Genomic DNA, 21,632 nt, shown 5'->3' on the forward strand with positions numbered 1-21,632 from the left:
GAACTACTTCGCCTGCTCCAGCTTTGCGGCCTTGGCGGCATCGTACCACCAGATGTCGGGGGCGCCGACGCCCGAGGCGTATTTCGGCGGCTTCGGCGGGTGGTCGAACTGATCCCAATAGGCGATCGGATGGGTCTGCCGATACCATTGCGGTATCCAGTAGTGGCCGGCGCGGAACACGCGGTCGAGCGCCCGGCAGGCCAAGGTCAGCTCGCTGCGGCTCTCCGCGGCGATCGCCTTGGCGACCAGCGCGTCGATCGCGGGATTGCTGATCCCTGCGAGATTGTAGGAGCCCTTGGTCTTTGCCGTGTCCGAGGTGAAGTAAGCCCTGAGGCCGTCGCCGGGGGTCGGCGACATCGACATGCGTTGAATGGCGATGTCGAAGTCGAAGTCCTCGACCCGCGCGCGATATTGCACGGCGTCGACGACGCGCAACTCGGCGTCGATGCCGAGCGTCTGCAGGTTCTTGATCAGGGTGCCGTGGTGCGGCTTGAACGAGACCTCGTCGATCAGGAACTCGATCGCGAACACCTCGCCGGACGGCAGCAGTCGCTTGCCGTCCTTGACCGGCAGGCCGGCCTGCTGCAAGAGCTGCATGGCCTTGCGCAGCAGCGCGCGATCCTGGCCGGAGCCGTCCGAGACCGGCGGCACGAACGGCTCGCCGAACACATCGTCAGGCACCTGGCCGCGGAACGGCTCGAGCAGCTTCAGCTCTTCCGCCGACGGCGGTCCGACCGCGACCATGTCGGAATTCTGGAACGGCGACACGGTGCGCGCATAGGCGCCGTACATGATGGTCTTGTTGGTCCATTCGAAATCGAACGCGTAGGTCAACGCCTGGCGGACGCGCGGATCCCGAAACTTGTCGCGGCGGGTGTTGATGAACCAGCCCTGCCCGCCCGACGGCGTCTCGTCCGGCAGCAGTTCGCGCTTGACGCGGCCGTCCTTGATCGCCGGGAAGTCGTAGCGCGTCGCCCAGATGCGCGCGGTGAACTCCTCGCGGAACAGATAGCTCTTGGCGGTGAAGCCCTCGAAGGCGACGTCGCGGTCGCGATAGAACTCGTAGCGCACGATGTCGAAATTGTAGAGGCCGCGGCTGACCGGCAGGTCGGCGGCCCACCAGTCCTTGACGCGCTCGAACTCGACATAGCGGTTGATCTCGTATTTGCCGACCTTGTACGGCCCCGAGCCGAGCGGCACATCCAGCGGCCCCTCGTCGAACGCGCGATTGGCGTACCAGGCCTTCGAGAAGATCGGCAGGGTCACGACATAGAGCGGCACATCGCGGGCGCGCTTCTCGACGAAGCTCACCACGACCGTCGCATCGTCGAGCGCCTCGGCCTTCACGAAGTCGCGCAACTGCACGACGATCAGCGGATGGCCCTTCTCCTTCAAGGTATTCAGCGAGAAGGCGACGTCGTGGGCCGTGATCTTGGACCCGTCGTGAAAGCGCGCCTCGGGACGCAGCGTGAAGCGATAGGTCAGCTTGTCCGGCGAGATCGCGACCGACTTCGCGACCAGGCCATAGACCGCATCCGGCTCGTCGCTGGCGCGCACCATCAGCGACGCGAACGTCATGTCCATGCCCTGCGCGCCCTCACCTTTCAGGACGTAGGCATTGAACGAGTTGAAGGTCTGATAGGACTGGTTGTAGGCGCGCACCGACGGGATCAGCGAGAACATCCCGCCCTTCGGCGCATCCGGATTGACGTAGTCGAAATGGTGGAAATCGGCCGGGTATTTCAGGTCGCCGAACGCCGATGTGCCGTGCGAGTCTGCGCCGAACTCCGCGGCCATGGCCGGCTTCAGGAGAGGGACGCTGAGCGCGCCGAGCCCAAGCCCGAGCACGCCACGGCGCGACAGATGCGGGGGCGTGCTCAAGAGCGCTTCACCTTGGCAGCCTTGTCGGCGTCGTACCACCACAGATTCGGCCAGCCGGACCGCGCATATTTCGGGAACGGCGTGAAATGGCTGAAGCGGTCCCAGCGCGCGCTACGCGCAAATGGATAGGTGAACTGGGGAACGACGTAGAAATTCCACAGCAGCACCCGGTCGAGCGCATGCGTTGCCGCTTCGAGAGAGGCGCGATCCTTGGCGTATATGATCTTCTCGATCAGCGCGTCGACAGCGGGGTTCTTGATGCCAATCGTGTTCTTCGAGCCGGACTCGTCGGCGGCCTTGGAGCCCCAGAAATCGCGCTGCTCGTTGCCGGGCGACAGCGACTGCCCCCAGACATCGATGATCATGTCGTAGTCGAAGGTGCGCACCCGGTTCTCATACTGGACGTTGTCGACCTGGCGTACCGTCACCGCGACGCCGAGGCGCTCCAGCGACGGCTTGTAGAACAGCACGATGCGCTCGGACGACGGGTCCTGGACCAGCAGCTCGACCGTGACCGGCTTGCCGGCGGGATCGACGAGCTTGCGGTCCTTGATCTCGAAGCCTGCGTCCTTCAGCAGCTTGGTGGCCTCGCGCAGATTGGCGCGAACGTTCTCGGAATTGCCGCCCACCGGGGCCTGGTAGACCGTGGTGAACACGTCCGGCGGCACCTTGTCGCGCAGGCCCTCGAGGATCTGCAGCTCCTGGCCCTGCGGCAGCCCGGAGCAGGCCAGATCCGTGCCTTCGAAGTAGCTGTTGATGCGCTTGTACTGGCCGTAGAACAGCTGCTTGTTCATCTCCTCGAAATCGAAGGCGTAGTTGAAGGCGCGCCGCAGCCGCGCATCCTGGAATTGCGGACGCCGCAGGTTGAAGGCGAAGCCCTGCATCCGGCCGGAATCGCTGATCGGGAATTCGTCCTTGACCACGCGCTTGTCGTTGATGGCTGGGAAGTCGTAGGCCGTGGCCCACTGCTTGGCCGAGTTCTCGTTGATCCAGTCGGCCTGGTCGGCCTTGAAGGCTTCGAGGGCGACGATGTTGTCGCGGAAGTATTCGAACTGCAGCTCGTCGAAATTGTTCTGGCCGATCTGGACCGGCAGGTTGGCGCCCCAATAGTCCTTGACGCGCTCCATCTTGATCGAGCGCCCGGGCACGAACTCCTTGATGCGATACGGGCTCGACCCGAGCGGCGGCTCCAGGGTGGTCGCGGTGACGTCGCGCTTGCGGCCCTGCGCGTCGGTGCCTTCCCACCAGTGCTTCGGCAGCACCAGCAGCTCGCCGACGATGTGCGGCAGCTCGCGATTGCCCGGACCATCGAAGGTGAACTTGACCTCGAGATCGCCGGTCTTCTCGGCCTTCACCACATGACGATAGTAGGATGAGTAGTGCGGGCTGTTCTTCTTCAGGACCTCGAGCGAGAAGATGACGTCCTCGGGCGTCACCGGCTTGCCGTCGTTCCAGCGCGCTTCCTTGCGCAGGCGGTAGATGACCCAGGAGTAGTCGTCCGGATAGGCCGCCGACTCGGCGAGCAGGCCGTATTCGGTCGACACCTCGTCCTGCGACCGCGTCATCAAGGTCTCGTAGACCAGCCCCGCCGCGGACGCGATGTTGCCCTTCACATACATCACGACGATGTTGAAATTGTCGAACGTCCCGAGCGAGATCATCCGCGCGACGCCGCCTTTCGGCGCATCCGGATTCACGTAGTCGAAGCGCTTGAAGTCCGCCGGATACTTGATCTCGCCGAACAGCGACAGGCCGTGGCGCCAGACCAGCTGCTCGCCGGCCTGCGCCTTTGCGGCATCGAGAGGGGCAAGGCTGGCCGCCGTGCCGAGCGCCGGGGTCATCGCAGCGAGCACGCTGCTCTGCAGGAGCTGTCGTCGGGTAATCGTCAAATGAGACTTCCTCTGAATAAGACCGCTTGAAGCAGGTGGTAGCCGTGGCCGCTGCTGCTCCCAGATCCAACGTCTGATCGTAACCCAATTCGCAAGGGCAGGTTTCGCCGGCCTCAGCGAGGTGCTCCGGCCCGCGAACCCGTTCCATTCAGGGGACCAATATACGGCAAGGTTTCGACCAATAACCTTGCTTTTTCCTCATGATACCGGGTTGTGAACGAGGTGGATGCGACCAAAGGTCCCAAATGCGGCGAAATTCGCCCCGCAAAGCAAAACGGCCGGGCTTGGGGCCCGGCCGTCGGAAACTGGTGGGTCAGCAGCCGATCACTTGGCTGCGGTGGGCAGCGGCACCGGGCTGTCGGCCAGCGAGTTCAGATAGGCCAGCACGTCGGCCCGCTCCGAGTCCTTCTGGATACCGGCGAAGCCCATCGCGGTGCCCGGGATGTAGCCCTTCGGATTGGCGATGAACTTGTTGAGGTCGTCGATCGTCCAGGTGCCGCCCTTGGCCTTCATCGCCGCCGAGAAGTTGAAGCCGCGGCCTTCGCCGATCTTGTCGCCTACGATGCCGTAGAGGTTGGGGCCGACGCCGTTCTTCTCGCCCTTCGCGAAGGTGTGGCAGGCCGCGCACTTCTTGGAGGCGGCAGCGCCCTTCTCGACCGAGGCGGTCTGCAGCAGCTTCTCGATCGGCTCGGCCGCAGCCGGCGCCGCGCCACCCTTGGCGGCGCCCTCGGCCTCCTTCACGGCGATCTCAAAACCCGGCTTCTCCGGCATTTTCGGCGCGAAGATCGCGCCAGCGGAGAAGCTCGTGACCAGCACGACCAGACAGGCAGCCAGCACGGCGCCGATGATTTTGTTCAGTTCGAAGGAGTCCATTTTGGAATCAGGCTCCGAGGGCGGATTTCATTGTTCTGTCGGAGGCCGCGAGGCCGCGACCGCGAATCGCCCCAGGACTCGAGATAAGGACTCGTCAAGGCATCGAGCGGAATCGAGCCGTCGCGCCTCCCCCTGCGGCAGAAGTGAGATATCGGTTTGCCCGTGCTCTGGCAACCCGTATAAGCGGGCCGCTTCTGCTGTCCCCATCCAGTCCGGCCCGCGCTGTTGCGACCGGCTCCGACCTGCCGTTCCCGGATGACCAAATCCCGAATTCTCGTGCTGATCCCCGCCCGCATGGCGTCGACCCGCCTGCCCGGCAAGCCGCTGCTCGACATCGCCGGCCAGCCGATGATCGTGCAGGTGCTCCGCCGCGCGCAGGAGGCCGCGATCGGCCGGGTGGCCGTGGCAACCGACACGCCCGAGATTGCTGCGGCCGTCACGGCCGCGGGTGGCGAGGTGGTCATGACCAGGCCGGATCATCCCTCCGGGTCCGACCGCATCTACGAGGCCATGTGCAAGCTCGACCCGGCCCGCGAGGCCGAGATCGTGGTCAACCTGCAGGGCGACTTCCCGACCATCGACCCGCAGAACATCAGCGACGTGCTGCCCCCGCTCGAGGATCCCGCGGTCGACATCGCGACCCTTGCCGCGCAGATTCATACCGAGGAGGAGAGCCTCAATCCGAACGTCGTCAAGGCGGTCGGGTCGCCTCTCGGCGGGCGGCGCATGCGCGCGCTGTACTTCACCCGGGCCACGGCGCCGCATGGCGACGGACCAAGGTACCATCACATCGGCCTCTATGCCTACCGCCGGGCGGCGCTGGAGCGCTTCGTCAGCCTGCCGCCATCCCCGCTGGAGCAGCAGGAGAAGCTGGAACAGCTGCGGGCGCTGGAAGCCGGCATGCGCATCGACGTGATGGTCGTCGACGCCGTGCCCCGCGGCGTCGACACCCCGGCCGATCTCGAAACCGCACGCCGGCTGCTGTCCAAGTCTTAAGCTGCTGCTACAAGGCCCCACATGAGCAAGATCTTGAAAATCGCATTCCAGGGCGAGCCGGGAGCCAATTCCCACATCGCCATCTCCGAGGCCTATCCGACCGCCGAGGCCATGCCCTGCGCGACCTTCGAGGACGCGCTCAGCGCGATCTCCTCCGGCGAGGCCGATCTCGGCATGATTCCGATCGAGAACTCGGTCGCCGGCCGCGTCGCCGACATCCACCATCTGCTGCCGGCCTCGGGCCTCTACATCATCGGCGAGTGGTTCCTGCCGGTCCGCCACCAGTTGATGGCGCTGAAGGGCACCAAGCTCGCCGACATCAAGACCGTCGAAAGCCACGTCCACGCGCTCGGCCAGTGCCGCCGCATCATCCGCCAGCTCGGCGTCCGACCGATCGTGGCCGGCGACACCGCGGGCAGCGCGCGCGACGTCTCCCAGCGCGGCGACAGGAGCGTCGCGGCGATCGCCTCGCGGCTGGCGGCCGAGATCTACGGCCTCGACATCCTCGCCGAGGACATCGAGGACGAAGCCCACAACACGACGCGTTTCGTGGTGCTGGCGCGCCAGGAGCAGTGGGCCGAGCAGAATTCCGGGCCGCTGGTCACGAGCTTCGTGTTCCGCGTGCGCAACCTGCCGGCTGCGCTCTACAAGGCGCTCGGCGGCTTCGCCACCAACGGCGTCAACATGACCAAGCTCGAAAGCTACATGGTCGACGGCAACTTCTTCGCCACGCAATTCTATGCCGATGTCGACGGCCACCCGAACGACAAGGGCCTCGCTTTCGCGCTGGAGGAGCTGAAGTTCTTCTCCCGCGAGCTGCGCATCGTCGGCGTCTATCCGGCGCACCCGTTCCGCGCGACATTCAGCGAGCGGATGGAGTGATCGGACCGTCATCTCGCGGCTCCAGATAGGCCGCCAGCTCGGCCGGCGTTCCCATCGGGAACGCCTGCTTCAGATGGTCGAGAAAGGCGGAGACGCGCGCGCTCAACAGCCGCCGCGACGGATACAGCGCCCACAGCGCAACCGCTGGCGCGTCGAGATCCGCCCACTGCACGAGCCGGCCTGCGGCAAGGTCGTGGCTGGCGAGCGAGAGCGGCAGGCATGCGGTGCCGACACCGGCACGGACCGCAAACAAGCTCGAGATTCCGGATTCAAGGCCTGCGGCCTTGCTCCGGAATGACGTGGTTATGACTAAGCCGCCGCCTTCCGCTCCAGGCCGAAGGCGTCGGCGAGCAGGCTGTAGGAGCGCTTGCGGGCGTCGTGGTCGAAGGTCGCGGTGATCACCATCAGCTCGTCGGCCTGGCTCGCCGCGATCATCGGATCGAGCTTGGCCCGCACCGTCGCCGGGCTGCCCACGAACAGCCGCGAGCGGTTGCGCGCGATCGAGGCGCGATCGGCGTCTGTATACATGGTGGCCGCCGCCTCCTCGGGGCTCGGCAGCGGCAGGAACTGGCCGCGGTCGCGCCGCAGGCGGTTGAGGTCCATCGACGACGCCAGCCGCTCGGCCTCGGCGTCGGTCTCGGCCGTCACCACCGCGACCGCCAGGATCGCATGCGGCTGCGAGCGCCAGCGCGACGGCGTGAAATGCGCGCGGTAGGTTCGCATCGCATCGACGGCATCGTGGCTGGCGAAATGATGCGCGAAGCCAAACCCCATGCCGAGCTGCGCCGACAGCTCGCTCGAATAGTCGCTGGAGCCGAGCAGCCAGATCGGCGGCAGCGGCGCATCGTCGGGCATGGCGACGACGTTGTTGTAGGGATGGCCGGCGGGAAATTCGCGGGTCTCCCACAGCATCAGCTCATGCAGCCGCTCCAGGAAGTCGTCGCCCTCGCGGTGGTCGAGCCGGCTCCGCAGCGCATAGGCCGTGGTGCCGTCGGTGCCGGGCGCGCGTCCCAGACCGAGATCGATCCGGCCGGGAAACAGCGCCTCCAGCATCTTGAAGCGCTCGGCGACCACCAGCGGCGCGTGGTTGGGCAGCATCACGCCGCCGGAGCCGACGCGGATGTGCTGCGTCACCGCCGCGATCTGCCCGATCATGATGTCGGGCGACGGGCTCGCCACCGACGGCAGGCTGTGATGCTCGGCCAGCCAATAGCGGACATAACCGAGCTGATCGACATGGCGGGCCAGATCGATGCTGTTGCGCAACGCCGCCGACGGCCTGGTGGCCGTGGTGGTGACGGAGAGGTCGAGGACGGAAAGCGGGATCATTGGCTCAACCTAATGCCTGCGCGTCGCGCCACAATGGGCTGACCGCGACCGTGACCTGCCGCGAATGCAGAGATCGACCGCAACGAAGTTGGGACATGCCGCCTGTATACAGGATGATATCTGGCATCTCCCACTGGATATTTCAGCGAGAGCCGTCCGGGACACACAGACACCCTTTGATATAACTCGCATTTCTTCGCCCACACTCAAGCCAGGTTCAGCGACAAAAACGGCAATATTAGCAGGCAGGTGGGCTAAATCCCATTTACGGTGGGCTGTCTATTGCGACGCACTTCCCTTATCTTGGCACATCACGAGGGGGACGCCCCTCTTGAGTTGAAATTTACGCCCCATTCGGAACCTGCGTTGCCATGACCGATCTCGCCACCGCCATCGCCGACGGCCACACCGCGATTCCCAGGCCGAAGATCTCGTTCGAGTTCTTTCCGCCGAAGACCGAGGAGATGGACCGGACGCTGTGGGCCTCGATCGAGCGCCTCGCCCCGCTGGAGCCGAGCTTCGTCTCGGTGACCTACGGTGCGGGCGGCTCGACGCGCGAGCGCACCCACGCCACCATCGCGCGCATCCTGAAAGAGACCGCGCTGCTGCCGGCGGCCCATCTCACCTGTGTCGGCGCCTCGCGCCGGGAGATCGACGAGGTCGTCGACCGCTATCATGAGGTCGGCGTCCGCCACATCGTAGCACTTCGCGGCGATCCGCCCGGCGGCATCGGCACGCCCTACTCCACCCGTGCCGACGGCTACCAGACCTCGCCCGAGCTGATCGCCGGCATCAAGAAGCGCCACCCCGACATCGAGATCTCGGTCTCCGCTTATCCGGAGAAGCACCCCGAGAGCCGAGACTTCGACGCCGACATCGACATGCTCCAGGCCAAGGTCGACGCCGGCGCCACCCGCGCCATCACCCAGGTGTTCTTCGACAACGACCTCTACTTCCGCTACCTCGACCGTGTCCGCGCCCGCGGCATCGACATCCCGATCGTGCCAGGGATCATGCCGATGCACAATTTCAAGCAGGCGCGCGGCTTCGTCACCCGCGCCGGCACCACGGTGCCGCACTGGCTCGCGGAGAAGTTCGACGGTCTCGACGACGATCCCGAGACCCGCAAGCTGGTCGCGGCGACCGTCGCCGCGGGCCAGGTGCAGAAGCTCGCCAAGCATGGCGTCGACACCTTCCATTTCTACACCATGAACCGCGCCGACCTCGTGTTCGCGATCAGCCATCTGCTCGGCATCCGTCCGAAGTCCGCCAACAAGGCTGCTGCCTGATGCTCGCCCCCGTATCCCCAGCGCGTACCGCCTTCCTTGCCGCTGCAGCTAAGCGCATCCTGATTCTCGACGGCGCCATGGGCACGATGATCCAGGCGCTGCAGCTCGACGAGGCCGCGTTCCGCAGCGAGCGGTTCAAGGACTTCCATCGCGACCTCCGCGGCAACAACGATCTCTTGATCCTCACCCAGCCCGAAGCGATCGAGGACATCCACGCGCAATATCTGCGCGCCGGGGCCGACATCGTCGCCACCAACACCTTCTCGGCGACATCGATCGCGCAGGCCGACTACGACCTGTCCGACATCATCTACGAGCTCAACCGCGAGGGCGCCCGGCTCGCCCGCAATGCGGCCACGCGTGTTGCGGCTGAGGACGGCAAACAGCGCTTCGTCGCCGGCGCGATGGGCCCGACCAACCGCACCGCCTCGATCTCGCCTGACGTGTCCAACCCCGGCTACCGCGCCGTGACCTTCGACGATCTCCGGCTCGCCTATGGCGAGCAGGCGCGCGGGCTCTTGGACGGCGGCGCCGACATCCTGCTGCTCGAGACCATCTTCGACACGCTCAACGCCAAGGCGGCGCTGTACGCCATCGCCGAGCTCTGCGAGGAGCGCGGCGTCGACGTGCCCGTCATGATCTCGGGCACCATCACCGACAAGTCCGGCCGCCTGCTCTCGGGCCAGATGCCGGAGGCGTTCTGGAATTCGGTCCGCCACGCGAAACCGCTGACCATCGGCTTCAACTGCGCGCTCGGCGCCGAGGATCTGCGCGCCCATGTCGCCGACATCGGCCGCGTCGCGGATACCTTGGTCTGCGCCTATCCCAATGCCGGCCTGCCCAACGAGTTCGGCCAGTATGACGAGACGCCGGCCTACATGGCGCGGCTGATCGGCGAGTTCGCGAGCGCCGGCCTCGTCAACATCGTCGGCGGCTGCTGCGGCACCACGCCGGACCATATCGCCGCGATCGCCGCCGCGGTCGCCCCGCACAAGCCGCGCGCCGTACCGGAGATCGCGCCGCGGCTGCGGCTGTCGGGCCTCGAGCCGTTCGAACTCACGCCCGCCATTCCGTTCGTCAATGTCGGCGAGCGCACCAACGTCACGGGCTCGGCGAAATTCCGTAAACTGATCACCGCCGGCGATTACACCGCGGCGCTGCAGGTCGCGCGCGACCAAGTCGAGAACGGCGCCCAGGTCATCGACGTCAACATGGACGAGGGCCTGCTGGATTCGGAAGCCGCGATGCGGACCTTCCTCAACCTCGTCGCTGCCGAGCCGGACATCGCCCGCGTTCCCGTGATGGTCGATTCCTCGAAATTCCACGTCATCGAGGCCGGCCTGAAATGCGTGCAGGGCAAGCCGGTGGTGAACTCGATCTCGCTCAAGGAAGGCGAGGAGAAGTTCATCCACGAAGCGAAGATCGCGCGCCGGCATGGTGCCGCTGTCGTCGTGATGGCGTTCGACGAGACCGGCCAGGCCGACACCTACAAGCGCAAGACCGAGATCTGCGCCCGCGCCTACAAGATCCTGGTCGAGCAGATCGGCTTCCCGCCCGAGGACATCATCTTCGACCCGAACATCTTCGCGATCGCGACCGGCATCGAGGAGCACGACAATTACGGCGTCGACTTCATCGAAGCGACACGTTGGATCCGGCAGAACCTGCCGCATGCCCACGTTTCCGGCGGCGTCTCGAATCTGTCGTTCTCGTTCCGCGGCAATGAGCCGGTGCGCGAGGCGATGCACTCGGTATTCCTGTATCACGCCATCAAGGCCGGCATGGACATGGGCATCGTCAATGCCGGCCAGATGATCGTCTATGACGACATCGATCCCGAGCTGCGCCAGGTGTGCGAGGACGTCGTGCTGAACCGCGACCCCGGCGCGTCCGAGCGGCTGCTGGCGCTGGCCGAGAAATTCCGTGGCCAGGGCAAGCAGACCAAGGAGGCCGATCTCGCCTGGCGCGAATGGCCGGTTGGCAAGCGCCTGAGCCACGCGCTGGTGCATGGGATCACCGAGTTCATCGAGCAGGACACCGAGGAAGCCCGCGCCGCCTCGACGCGCCCGCTCGACGTCATCGAAGGCCCGCTGATGGCCGGCATGAACGTGGTCGGCGACCTCTTCGGCGACGGCAAGATGTTCCTGCCGCAGGTCGTGAAGTCCGCGCGCGTGATGAAGCAGGCGGTCGCCTATCTGATGCCGTTCATGGAGGCCGAGAAGGCCGCCAACAAGGGCCGCGCCAACGAGCGCTCCAACGCCGGCAAGATCGTGCTCGCGACCGTCAAGGGCGACGTGCACGACATCGGCAAGAACATCGTCGGCATCGTGCTCCAGTGCAACAATTTCGAGGTCATCGACCTCGGCGTCATGGTGCCCGCGGCCAAGATCATCGAGACGGCGAAGGCCGAGAACGCCGACATCGTCGGGCTCTCCGGCCTGATCACGCCGTCGCTCGACGAGATGGCCTATCTCGCTGCCGAGATGGAGCGCCAGGGCCTGAACGTGCCGCTCCTGATCGGCGGCGCCACGACGAGCCGTGTCCATACTGCGGTCAAGATCGATCCGAACTACCAGAATGGCCCGGTCGTTCACGTCAACGACGCCAGCCGCGCCGTCGGCGTCGCCTCCTCGCTGCTGTCGCCGGAGCGCAAGGATACCTACGCCACGGAGGTTCGCAGCGAGTATCAGAAGATCGCCGCTGCGCATCTGCGCGGCCAGGCCGACAAGAAGCGGCTGAAGCTCGCGGACGCCCGCGCCAACGCGCCGAAGATCGACTTCGCCAAGGCGAAGCCGGTGAAGCCGACCTTCCTCGGCGTCAAGACCTTCGCCGATTACGACCTCGCCGAGCTGGTGCCCTATATCGACTGGACGCCGTTCTTCCAGACCTGGGAGCTCGCGGGCCGCTTCCCGGCGATCCTCGACGACGCCAAGGTCGGCGAAGCCGCACGGGCGCTCTATGACGACGCGCTGAAGATGCTGAAGCGCATCGTCGCCGAGAAGTGGTTCACGGCGCGCGCCGCGATCGGCTTCTGGCCGGCGAATGCGGTCGGCGACGACATCGTGCTCTATGCCGACGACAGCCGCACCACGGCGGTCGCGACCCTGCACACCCTGCGCCAGCAGCTCGAGAAGCGCGAGGGTCGCTTCAACGCCGCACTCTCCGACTTCATCGCGCCTGTGGGTTCCGGCGTGCCGGACTATGTCGGCGGCTTCGTCGTCACCACCGGTCTCGGCGAGGACGCGGTGGCCGACCGCTTCAAGAACGCCAATGACGACTACTCCTCGATCCTGGTGAAGGCGCTGGCCGACCGCCTCGCCGAGGCTTTCGCCGAGCGGCTGCATGCCCGCGTCCGCCGCGAGTTCTGGGCCTACGCTCCGGACGAGGCGCTCTCACCAGACGATCTGATCCTGGAGAAGTATCACGGCATCCGTCCCGCGCCCGGCTATCCGGCGCAGCCCGACCACACCGAGAAGGCGACCTTGTTCGAACTGCTCGACGCCGAGAAGAATGCCGGCGTGCGGCTGACCGAAAGCTTTGCGATGTGGCCGGGCTCGTCGGTGTCGGGCCTCTATTTCGCCTCGCCGGAGAGCTTCTATTTCGGCGTCGGCAAGATCGAGCGCGACCAGGTCGAGGACTACGCCGCGCGCAAGGGCATGACGGTGGCCGAGGTCGAGCGCTGGCTGGCGCCGATCCTGAACTACATTCCGGCAAGGAGTGGACAGCAGGCGGACGCGGCAGCGCGCGCCGTCGCTTCGCCCGCTCCGGCCAACGACGCCGCACCCGCCGAGCTCGCGAGCCATCCGGTGGGCTGCACCTGTGCCGTTCATCTCGCCTGGCGCAAGAAGGCGGTCGGCGCGAAGTAGCCGGCGCGCAGTCTCCCACCCCAAACTGTCGTCCCGGCCTCGCGCCGGGACCCATACCGCGTGATGCATCTGTCGGCCGCCGTGATCGATACCGAGCGCAGCGACACCTCCCTGTGGTTATGGATCCCGGCGTTCGCCGGGACGACACCAGTTATGGCGGACCGCCGTCGCCTCCCATATGCGTTCGCAGGGGCAGCACCGCATGTAACCCGTCCCCGTGTCCCCCGCGCCACGGCCGCCGCGAATGACAAAGCGCCACAGCCGGCGCCATGCGATGCAGCGTGGACTTATCCCCGGTAACCGGCTGAAATGCCGCCGGGGCCTCCGGGTGGTTTTTCGTTCATGTCGTTGCAGTTCAGGCTTGCGTCCCGAAACCTGTTCCATGACAGGCTTCGATTCATTGCCACCATCATCGGCATCATCTTCTCGATCGTGCTGGTGACCGTGCAGATGGGCCTCTATGTCGGCTTCCGCCGCATGGTCACCACCATGATCGACCATTCCCCGGCCGAGCTGTGGATCATGCCAGTCGGCACCAAATGCTTCGAGGATCCCTCGCTGCTTGACGAGCGGCAGCGGTTCCGGGCGCTGGCGGTCCCCGGAGTGGCGGAGGCGACGCCGCTGGTGATCGGCTATGCACAATGGCGGCTGCCGCAGGGCACCACGACGCCGGTCTTCGTGGTCGGCTCGGAACTGCGCGGGCTCGGCCTGCATCCCTGGAACGTGGTGGACGGACGGCTCGACGACCTCTCGGTGCCCGGCGCCGTCGCGATCGACCAGACCTATTTCGAGCGGCTCGGCATCGGCGGCGCCGGCCAGGCTGCGGAGCTCCGCGACCAGAAGGTGCAGGTGATGGCTGTCACCAAAGGCATCCGCTCGTTCACGACAACGCCTTACGTGTTCACCGACGTCGACCGCGCCCGCGCCTATACCGGCATCGCCTCGAACAAGGCGTCCTATCTGGTGGTCAAGCTGGCGGCCGAGGCCGACCTCTGGACCGTGCAGCGGGCGCTGCGCGACAGCCTGTCCAATGTCGAGGTGCTGACCGCAGCCGAGTTCGCGAGCCGCAGCCGCTCGTTCTGGCTGTTCGGCACCGGCGCGGGTGCCGCGCTGTTCGCCGGCGCCCTGCTCGGCCTCATCGTCGGCACCGTGATCGTGGCGCAGACGCTCTATTCCAGCACCAAGGATCACATCAACGAGTTCGCGACCCTGCGCGCGATCGGCTCGTCCAGCCGCTACATCTACACCGTCATCATCTGGCAGGCGCTGCTCAGCGCCATCGTCGGCTTCGCCGGCGCTGCGGCGATCGGCAAGATCGTGGCGGCGGCGACCGCGGAATCGGCGCTGCCGGTCATCATGACACCGACGCTGACGGTCGCGCTGTTCGTGCTGACGGTGACGATGTGCGTCGGCTCGGCGATCGCGGCGATCCTCAAGGTGATGCGCATCGACCCGACCCTGGTATTCTCGCGATGACCGACACCGTGCTCGAGGCCACCGATCTCGTGCATCACCTCGGCCAGGGGGCCGGCAGGGTGCAGGCACTGAAGGGCGTAAGCCTGTCGCTGAAGGGCGGCGAGCTGGCGCTGCTGATGGGCCCCTCGGGCAGCGGCAAGACGACGCTGCTGTCGATCCTGGGTTGCCTGATGACGCCGGATGGCGGTGCCGTGCAGGTTGCCAACCAGCCGGTCGCGGGGCTCGATCCCGAGGCGCTGGCGGAGCTGCGCCGCGAGCGCATCGGCTTCATCTTCCAATCCTATCATCTGTTTCCGACGCTGAACGCCGAGGACAATGTGCGGCTCGCGCTCGATGTGCGCGGCGAACGCGCGGGGTCTGCGAAGAAGGCGGCGCGCGAGGTGCTCGACAGGGTCGGCCTCGGTCCGAAGAGGCGGTCGTTCCCGCGCGAGCTCTCGGGCGGCGAGCAGCAGCGCGTCGCGATCGCCCGCGCCATCGTCGGCAAGACGCAGGTCATTCTCGCCGACGAGCCGACCGGCGCGCTCGATACGGCCAATGGCCATGCGATCATGACCCTGCTCGCGGACATCGCCAAGGATCCCTCACGCGCGGTGCTGGTGGTCACGCACGATCCGCGCATCCTGCCGTTCGCCAATCGCGTCATTCACATCGAGGACGGCCGCATCGTCCGCGAGGAGAGCGGCGGCGAGTCCATGAAGAAAGTCTCGCACGCATGATATCGGGAATTCCAGAACGCGCTCACCTGCTCGGGCTCGTCGCAGCGGCCGCATTGGCTATCACCGTCACGCCGACCTCGATTCCACCGACAGCGCGCGCCGCCAATGCTCAGGAGGAACGCTGGCTGGCCGTCGCGCCTGGCCGGGTCGAGCCGACATCCGGCCTGATCAAGCTCGGCGCGCCCGTGGTCGGGCCGATCCAGGAGGTGCTGGTCAAGCCGAACGAGACCGTGTTCATCGGCCAGGCCCTGGTGCGGCTCGGCGACGCCGAGGCCCGCGCGCAGCTCGCCAGCGCCGAGGCGCAGGTCGCGATGCGCAAGCGCGTGCGCAACAAGGAGTCGACGCCGTCTGGCGCGGGTCCCCGGCGCCGCGCCGAAGACGGCCTCGCCGATGCGCAGGCGGCGGTGTTCGACGCGCGTGCTGCGCTCGACAAGGCCGTGGCCGAGCGGCGCGCCGGGCACGGCGCCGATGCCGATGTCGACACCGCACGCACGCAACTGACAGCCGCGCAGGCGAAGCTGGAGCAGCAGGCCGACGAGCTGCGCAAGGTCACCGCTGATGCGCCACTGCCGATCAGCGCCGAGGGCCAGCTCAACGTCGCCCGCAGCGAACTGCAGGGCGCCCGCGCCACGTTGGAAAAGCTCACCATCCGCGCGCCGCTCGACGGCACGGTGCTGCAGGTCAATGCGCGCACCGGCGAGATCGCCTCGCCGCAGGCGACCCAGCCGATGGTGCTGCTCGGCGATACGTCCTCGCTGCGCGTGCGCGCCGAGCTCGACCAGCGCGACCTCGACAAGATCAAGGTCGGCCAGCAGGCCGTGGTCCGCTCCGACGCCTTCCGCGGCCGCGACGTCGCCGGCAAGGTCGCCGCCATCGCCCCCCTGGTCGAGAGCAGCCGCGCTGCTGCGCTCAGCCAGCGCAACATGACCGATGTCGATGTCGTCGAGGTGCTGGTCGATCTGGCCGAGCCGGGCCCGTTCGCGGTGGGCATGAAGGTGGACGTGTATTTCAGGCCGTGAGGGGCGCGCCGTTCGGCCCACGCCTCGCGCGCTGCTGCCCACCCGCCCCTGGAGGGGGAGGGTCGCTCGCACGCGCAGCGGGCGAGCGGTGTGGGGTGAAGCCACGAGCACTGCTGCTGATGGAGAGATCACCCCACCCCGCCTCACGTTTCGCTTCGCTCATCGTGAGGCGCCCCCCCTCCAGGGGAGGGTCGGCACCGAGCAAGCGGCACGGTCTGACGTCTCGATGGACTCCATCAATCCCCGCTCGGCGGGGCCAGCGGCTGGACGATCTCCTGGAATGGCGGCAGCGCCTCGCACCTTGCGGCGTGGGCCGCCAGCGCCGGATAGCGCGTGGCGTCGAACAGATGCGGATGCGCCTCGCATGTGAAGCGCAGCACGCAAGCGACGGCAATGTCGGCATGGCCGATTCGCTCGCCATACCAGTAGTCTGTCGTGATTGCGGCGCGCTCCGCCTCGAGCATCGCCAGCACGCCCGAGATCTGCGTCTCGCAACGCGCGACCCACAGGGCGAGGCGGTCCTTGCGCAGCACGCGCTCATAGATCAGGCTGACGGCCTTGTCGCCCAAGCCAGTCGCGAGCGCGATCGTATGCAGCTGCCTGCGGCGCAGCGCGCCGCTCCGCGCCAGCATCGCGCGCTCGGGCCCGACGGTCTCGTCGAGATGATCGAGGATCGCGACCGAATCGATCAGCGCCTCGCCGTCGTCGAGCACCAGCACGGGTACGCGCAGCAGCGGGTTGTACGGCGCGATCTTGTCGGCGTCGCCGAAGGTCGACCACGGCTTGTGCTCGAACGGCAGGCCGTAGAGCCTGAGCGCGATCGCGGTGCGACGGACGAAAGGCGAGTCGTATTGGCCGATCAGGAACATCGGTTATCCTCCTGTGCGGCGCATTGAAGCGCCGTTCGGCGCCGTTGTCAGCTCCCATGTTCAGGCGAGCAGCGGCACATGCGCTGCGACATCGCGCGGCAGGGTGCCGTCGAGGCGCGGGTCGGGGGCGATCTCGATCTGGCGGCGATAGGGCCGGAAGCCGGAGCGCTGGTAGAAGGCGAGCGCGCGCGGATGATCGAAGCTGCAGGTGTGGACCCAGAGCCGGGTCAGCGGCTGCGCCCAGGCGCGGCGTAGCGCGTGGTTCATCAGCAGGCGGCCGGCGCTGGTGCCGATCAGCTTCGACGTGACGCCGAACAGCACCAGCTCGCAATCGTTCTTGGTGCGGAAGTCGAGCTCCAGCAGGCCCTCGTCGCCGCCATCATGGACGAGCGTGGATATCTCGACCCCCGGTGAGCGAATAGCCACAGCGAGCTCGGCGTCGCTCATCCGCAGCCGTTGCGACCATAGCCATTCCCGGCCGACGCGGCTGTAGAGGTCCCGGTACCAGTCGAGATCCGGCTGCGCGACGCGGCGGATGCTCCAGTCGCCGGCTGGATCGGGCGGGAGAGCCGGAGCCGCCAGCATCTCCAGCGAGGTCACAACGGCAGCGATCTTGCCGGCCGGAACGTCGAAAAAGCCGTCGGGAGAAGTCACCACCGTTGCGCCCTACTCGCCCTCGTCGCTCGCCAGCACGCCCTTCACGGCGCGCGCCCAGCCGGCGAGCTTGCGCTGCCGGGTCGCCGCGCTCATCGCCGGCCGGAAGCGGTGCTCGAGCCGCCAATTGTCGGCGAACTTCTCCGGCTCCGGATAGACGCCCGCATTCAGGCCGGCGAGATAGGCGGCGCCGAGCGCGGTCGTCTCCTGGATCATGGGACGGTCGACCGGCGCGTCGAGCAAATCTGCAAGGCGCTGCATGGTCCAGTCGGAGGCGGTCATGCCGCCGTCGACGCGCAACACGATGGTAGCGGCGGAGGCATCCGGCCAGTCGGCGCGCATCGCCGCCCACAGGTCGTAGGTCTGGTAGCAGACGCTTTCCAGCGTCGCATGCGCGAGTTCGGCCGGCCCGGTGTTGCGGGTGAGGCCGAACAGCGCGCCGCGCACGCGCGGATTCCAATACGGTGCGCCGAGGCCGACGAAGGCCGGCACCAGGTAGACCGACTGCATCGAGTCGGACTTGTCGGCGAGCGGGCCGGTTTCCGCGGCATGCTTGATGATGCCGAGCCCGTCGCGCAGCCATTGCACGGCCGAGCCGGCGACGAAGATCGAGCCTTCGAGCGCATAGGTCCTGACGCCGTCGAGCTGATAGGCGATGGTCGTCAGCAGCTTGTTGTTCGATTTCACCGGCGTGGCGCCGGTGTTGAGCAGCGCGAAGCAGCCGGTGCCGTAGGTCGACTTCATCATGCCCGGCGTGAAGCAGGCTTGTCCAATGGTCGCGGCCTGCTGGTCGCCGGCGATGCCCGCGACCTTGATCGGACCGCCGAACAGATCGGGCGTGGTGGTGCCGAAATCGGCCGAGGAATCCTTCACCTCGGGCAGCATCGAGCGCGGCACGCGCAGCAGCTTCAGCAGCGTCTCGTCCCACTGCCCGGTGTGGATGTTGAACAGCAGCGTGCGCGAGGCGTTGGTGGCGTCGGTGGCGTGCACCTTGCCGCCGGTCAGGCGCCACAGCAGGTAGCAGTCGACGGTGCCGAACATCAGCTCGCCGCGCTCGGCGCGCTCGCGCGCGCCCGGCACGTGGTCGAGAATCCAGGCGACCTTGGTGCCGGAGAAATAGGGATCGATGATCAGGCCGGTTTTGGCGCTGACATCCGGTTCATGGCCGTCCGCCTTGAGCCGCGCGCAGATGTCGGCGGTGCGGCGATCCTGCCAGACGATGGCGCGGTGCACCGCCTGGCCGGTGGCGCGGTCCCACACCACGGTGGTCTCGCGCTGGTTGGTGATGCCGATCGCGGCGATGTCCTTTGCGGCCAGGCCCGCCTTCGTCAGCGCGTCGCGGCAGGTCATCACGGTCGAGGTCCAGATGTCCTCCGGCTCGTGCTCGACCCAGCCCGACGCCGGGAAATGCTGCGGGAATTCCTGCTGCGCCACGGCGGCGATCGAGATGTCGGAGCGGAACACCATCGCGCGCGAGGACGTGGTGCCCTGATCGATGGCCAGCACGAAGGACATGGGGTTTCTTCCCGGGAGGTTGACGACGTTGGGCCGACAAGCAAGCGGATCAGGCGGGCGAGGTCAAGGTGGAGCAGCACGTGCCCTGTCCCCCCTCCCCATCCAGGGGAGGGTGAGGAAATCGATCGCTGCTGCTCGGTTAGGTAGGAGCCCGCTACACCGCAGCCGTGGTCACACCGCCATCCACGACGATGGTCTGGCCGGTCATGAAGGTCGACGCATCCGAAGCGAGGTAGGCGACCGCGCCGGCGATCTCGTGCGGCTCGCCGATGCGGCGGAGCGGCGTGGTGGCGCAGCGCTGCTTCAGACGGGCCTCGTCCTCCCACAGCGCGCGGGCGAAGTCGGTCTTGACCAGGCCGGGCGCGACGCAATTGATGCGGACGCCCTGCGGACCCCACTCACCGGCGAGGCTGCGGCACAGCGAAAAATCGGCGGCCTTGGAGATGCCGTAGGCGCCGATCACGGTCGAGCCGCGCAGGCCGCCGATCGAGGAGACGATGATGACCGAGCCCTTGCCGCGCGCGGCCATCGGCGGGATCGCCTTGGCGCAGAGCCAGAGGTTGCTCTTCACGTTGGAGGCCATGATCTTGTCGAAGGCCTCGTCTGATATGTCGAGCAGCGGACCGTAATACGGGTTCACCGCCGCGTTGCAGACGAGGATGTCGACCTGGCCGTAGCGCGTCACGGCGCCGTCGATCAGCGCGTCGACTTCGGCGCGACGCGAGATGTTACAGGGAATGACGTGCGCATCGCCGCCATTGGCGCGGATGTCGCTCGCGACCTCCTCGCAGGCGTCAAGCTTGCGGCTGGAGATCACCACCTTGGCGCCGAGCTGCGCCAGCAGCTCGGCCGAGGCGCGGCCGATGCCGCGGCTGGAGCCGGTGACGACGGCGACCTGTCCGGAGAGGTCGAAGGGATTGGGGGTCATATCTGCTTCCTCCGCGTCATTGCGAGGAGCGAAGCGACGAAGCAATCCAGAGTCGCGCGTGACGCCCTGGATGCTTCGCTCCGCTCGCAATGACGGCTCGACGATCAAATTGCTCCGGAGCCAGTCGACGCCGGCAACGTAGCTCTCTCAAATCCGTCATGCGCGGGCTTGACCCGCCTGCGGGGCCGAAGCCCCTTCGGCGCGGCGAAGGCCCGCGCATCCATCTCAGAGAGCGATGGGTTGCCGGGTCAAGCCCGGCAACGACGCATTCGCTTAGATCAACCCGCCGGCCTCGCTGACGCGGCGCATGTGGTAGTCGGTGTCGCCGAACGTCGTTTCGATCATCGACAGCCGCTTGAAGTAGTGGCCGATCTTGGCCTCCATGGTCATGCCGATGCCGCCATGGAGCTGGATCGACTGCTGGCCGACGAACTTGGCCGATTTGCCGATCTGGACCTTGGCTGCGGCAATCGATGTGGCGCGCTCCTTGGCGTCGTCGAACTCGGCGGCCATGGTGGCGAACATCGACATCGAGCGGGCCTGCTCCAGCGCGACGAACATGTCGGAGGCGCGGTGCTGCAGCGACTGGAACGAGCCGATCGCGACACCGAACTGCTTGCGCGTCTTGATGTACTCGACCGTGGTCTTGAGCGACTCGTCCATCAGGCCGACCGCCTCGGCGCACAGCGCGATGCGGGCTTCGTCGACGACGCGCTCGATCAGCGGCAGGGCGTTCGCGGGATCGCCGATCACGCTGTCAGCGCCGATCTCGACGCCGGTGAAGGTGATGTCGGCCGCGTGCAGGCCGTCCTGGGTCGGATAGCCCTTGCGGGTGACACCCTTGGCGTCGGCCGGCACGATGAACACGCCGATGCCGGACTTGTCGCGCTGGCCGCCCGAGGTGCGCGCGGTCACGATCAGGGTGTCGGCGTTCTCACCGTTGAGCACGACGAACTTTTCGCCGTCGATGACATAGCCGTCGCCCTTCTTCTTCGCCGAGGCGGCGACATCGAACAGGTCGTAGCGCGACTGCTTCTCGAGCTGGGCGAAGGCGAACGTCTTGCTGCCGTCGATGATGCCGGGAAGATGCGCCGCCTTCTGCGCTGCCGAGGCGCCATGACGCAGGAAGCCGCCAGCGAGCACCACGGTCGCCAGATACGGCTCGAGCACCAGCGCGCGGCCCATCGCCTCCATCACGATCATGGTCTCGACACCGCCGGCGCCGAAGCCGCCGTCGTCCTCGGAGAACGGCAGACCGAGCAGGCCCTGCTCGGCGAGCTTGGACCACATCGCCTGGCTCCAGCCGCCCTTCTCCTTCATGTAAAGCTTGCGCTTGTCGAAATCATAGGCATCCGCCAGCAGGCCGTCGATGCTGTCCTTGAGGAGGCGTTGCTCCTCGGTGAGATCAAAATCCATTGGTTGACTCTCCAGTATCCCCATTCTCCGTCAT

General features: G+C 66.8%; 16 protein-coding genes and 1 pseudogene. 7 read left to right on the top strand and 10 right to left on the bottom strand.

Annotated elements, in window-relative coordinates; translation table 11 throughout:
* Nucleotides 1-3: 3 nt before the first annotated feature.
* The 3 genes from QW881_RS20150 to QW881_RS20160 all read right to left on the bottom strand — a co-directional run bounded on the left by QW881_RS20150 (nt 4) and on the right by QW881_RS20160 (nt 4,643).
* Entirely contained in the window at nt 4-1,881 is a 1,878-nt protein-coding gene (locus QW881_RS20150) for an extracellular solute-binding protein (protein WP_315753463.1), read from the bottom strand.
* Entirely contained in the window at nt 1,878-3,722 is a 1,845-nt protein-coding gene (locus QW881_RS20155; protein WP_315753958.1) for an extracellular solute-binding protein, read from the bottom strand. Before QW881_RS20155 ends, QW881_RS20150 begins: the two co-directional genes overlap by 4 nt.
* 372 nt (nt 3,723-4,094) lie before the next feature.
* Nucleotides 4,095-4,643, bottom strand: a complete 549-nt coding sequence (locus QW881_RS20160; RefSeq protein ID WP_315753465.1) for a c-type cytochrome — start codon at nt 4,641-4,643, stop codon at nt 4,095-4,097.
* 255 nt (nt 4,644-4,898) lie between these two features.
* Here QW881_RS20160 and QW881_RS20165 point away from each other — a divergent pair, with 255 nt between their 5' ends.
* A complete protein-coding gene (locus tag QW881_RS20165; protein ID WP_315772617.1) occupies nt 4,899-5,639 on the top strand; it encodes a 3-deoxy-manno-octulosonate cytidylyltransferase in 741 nt (246 codons plus the stop codon).
* A gap of 21 nt (nt 5,640-5,660) precedes the next feature.
* Nucleotides 5,661-6,521 (top strand): prephenate dehydratase, encoded by an 861-nt coding sequence (locus tag QW881_RS20170; RefSeq protein ID WP_315734654.1) that lies wholly within the window; start codon nt 5,661-5,663, stop codon nt 6,519-6,521.
* On the opposite strand, the pseudogene QW881_RS20175 reads toward QW881_RS20170, so the two are convergent.
* Together QW881_RS20175 and QW881_RS20180 are read right to left on the bottom strand one after the other, a co-directional pair.
* Nucleotides 6,502-6,768: pseudogene (locus tag QW881_RS20175) on the bottom strand (LysR substrate-binding domain-containing protein); the annotation flags it as partial. The gene QW881_RS20170 and the pseudogene QW881_RS20175 overlap by 20 nt on opposite strands.
* 62 nt (nt 6,769-6,830) lie before the next feature.
* Complete coding sequence (locus QW881_RS20180; protein WP_316159132.1) at nt 6,831-7,850, bottom strand: LLM class flavin-dependent oxidoreductase; 1,020 nt, start codon at nt 7,848-7,850, stop codon at nt 6,831-6,833.
* Nucleotides 7,851-8,221: 371 nt separating this feature from the next.
* Here QW881_RS20180 and metF point away from each other — a divergent pair, with 371 nt between their 5' ends.
* The 5 genes from metF (at nt 8,222) to QW881_RS20205 (ending at nt 16,216) form a co-directional block, all read left to right on the top strand.
* Nucleotides 8,222-9,139 carry a methylenetetrahydrofolate reductase [NAD(P)H] gene (gene metF / locus QW881_RS20185; RefSeq protein WP_315797077.1) on the top strand — a complete coding sequence of 306 codons (918 nt, stop codon included), beginning with the start codon at nt 8,222-8,224 and terminating at the stop codon, nt 9,137-9,139.
* Entirely contained in the window at nt 9,139-13,005 is a 3,867-nt protein-coding gene (gene metH, locus QW881_RS20190; protein ID WP_316159133.1) for a methionine synthase, read from the top strand. The genes metF and metH overlap by 1 nt, the downstream gene beginning before the upstream one ends.
* A 342-nt stretch (nt 13,006-13,347) precedes the next feature.
* Nucleotides 13,348-14,481, top strand: coding sequence for an ABC transporter permease (locus tag QW881_RS20195; protein ID WP_315753475.1), 1,134 nt, complete (start codon nt 13,348-13,350; stop codon nt 14,479-14,481).
* The gene (locus QW881_RS20200; protein ID WP_316159134.1) at nt 14,478-15,197 is read left to right on the top strand and encodes an ABC transporter ATP-binding protein; all 720 of its coding nucleotides are present in this window, start codon (nt 14,478-14,480) and stop codon (nt 15,195-15,197) included. The genes QW881_RS20195 and QW881_RS20200 overlap by 4 nt, the downstream gene beginning before the upstream one ends.
* Nucleotides 15,198-15,250: 53 nt before the next feature.
* Nucleotides 15,251-16,216 carry an HlyD family secretion protein gene (locus QW881_RS20205; protein WP_315753480.1) on the top strand — a complete coding sequence of 322 codons (966 nt, stop codon included), beginning with the start codon at nt 15,251-15,253 and terminating at the stop codon, nt 16,214-16,216.
* A gap of 236 nt (nt 16,217-16,452) precedes the next feature.
* On the opposite strand, the gene QW881_RS20210 is transcribed toward QW881_RS20205, so the two are convergent.
* From QW881_RS20210 to pimD, 5 genes are all read right to left on the bottom strand, one after another.
* Nucleotides 16,453-17,085: a glutathione S-transferase family protein gene (locus QW881_RS20210; protein ID WP_315753482.1), complete on the bottom strand. Its 633-nt coding sequence runs from the start codon at nt 17,083-17,085 to the stop codon at nt 16,453-16,455.
* A 60-nt stretch (nt 17,086-17,145) separates the two neighbouring features.
* Nucleotides 17,146-17,739 carry a GNAT family N-acetyltransferase gene (locus QW881_RS20215; protein WP_315753484.1) on the bottom strand — a complete coding sequence of 198 codons (594 nt, stop codon included), beginning with the start codon at nt 17,737-17,739 and terminating at the stop codon, nt 17,146-17,148.
* Nucleotides 17,740-17,751: 12 nt separating this feature from the next.
* Nucleotides 17,752-19,254, bottom strand: a complete 1,503-nt coding sequence (glpK, locus tag QW881_RS20220; RefSeq protein ID WP_315753486.1) for a glycerol kinase GlpK — start codon at nt 19,252-19,254, stop codon at nt 17,752-17,754.
* Nucleotides 19,255-19,408: 154 nt separating this feature from the next.
* Nucleotides 19,409-20,182, bottom strand: coding sequence for an SDR family oxidoreductase (locus QW881_RS20225; protein ID WP_315753488.1), 774 nt, complete (start codon nt 20,180-20,182; stop codon nt 19,409-19,411).
* Between the two features lie 273 nt (nt 20,183-20,455).
* Nucleotides 20,456-21,598 (bottom strand): pimeloyl-CoA dehydrogenase small subunit, encoded by a 1,143-nt coding sequence (gene pimD / locus QW881_RS20230; RefSeq protein WP_315753490.1) that lies wholly within the window; start codon nt 21,596-21,598, stop codon nt 20,456-20,458.
* Between the last annotated feature and the right edge of the window lie 34 nt (nt 21,599-21,632).

Origin of the sequence: Bradyrhizobium sp. SZCCHNS3016, assembly GCF_032484535.1 — a bacterium.
In the GTDB taxonomy this organism is placed as follows: domain Bacteria; phylum Pseudomonadota; class Alphaproteobacteria; order Rhizobiales; family Xanthobacteraceae; genus Bradyrhizobium.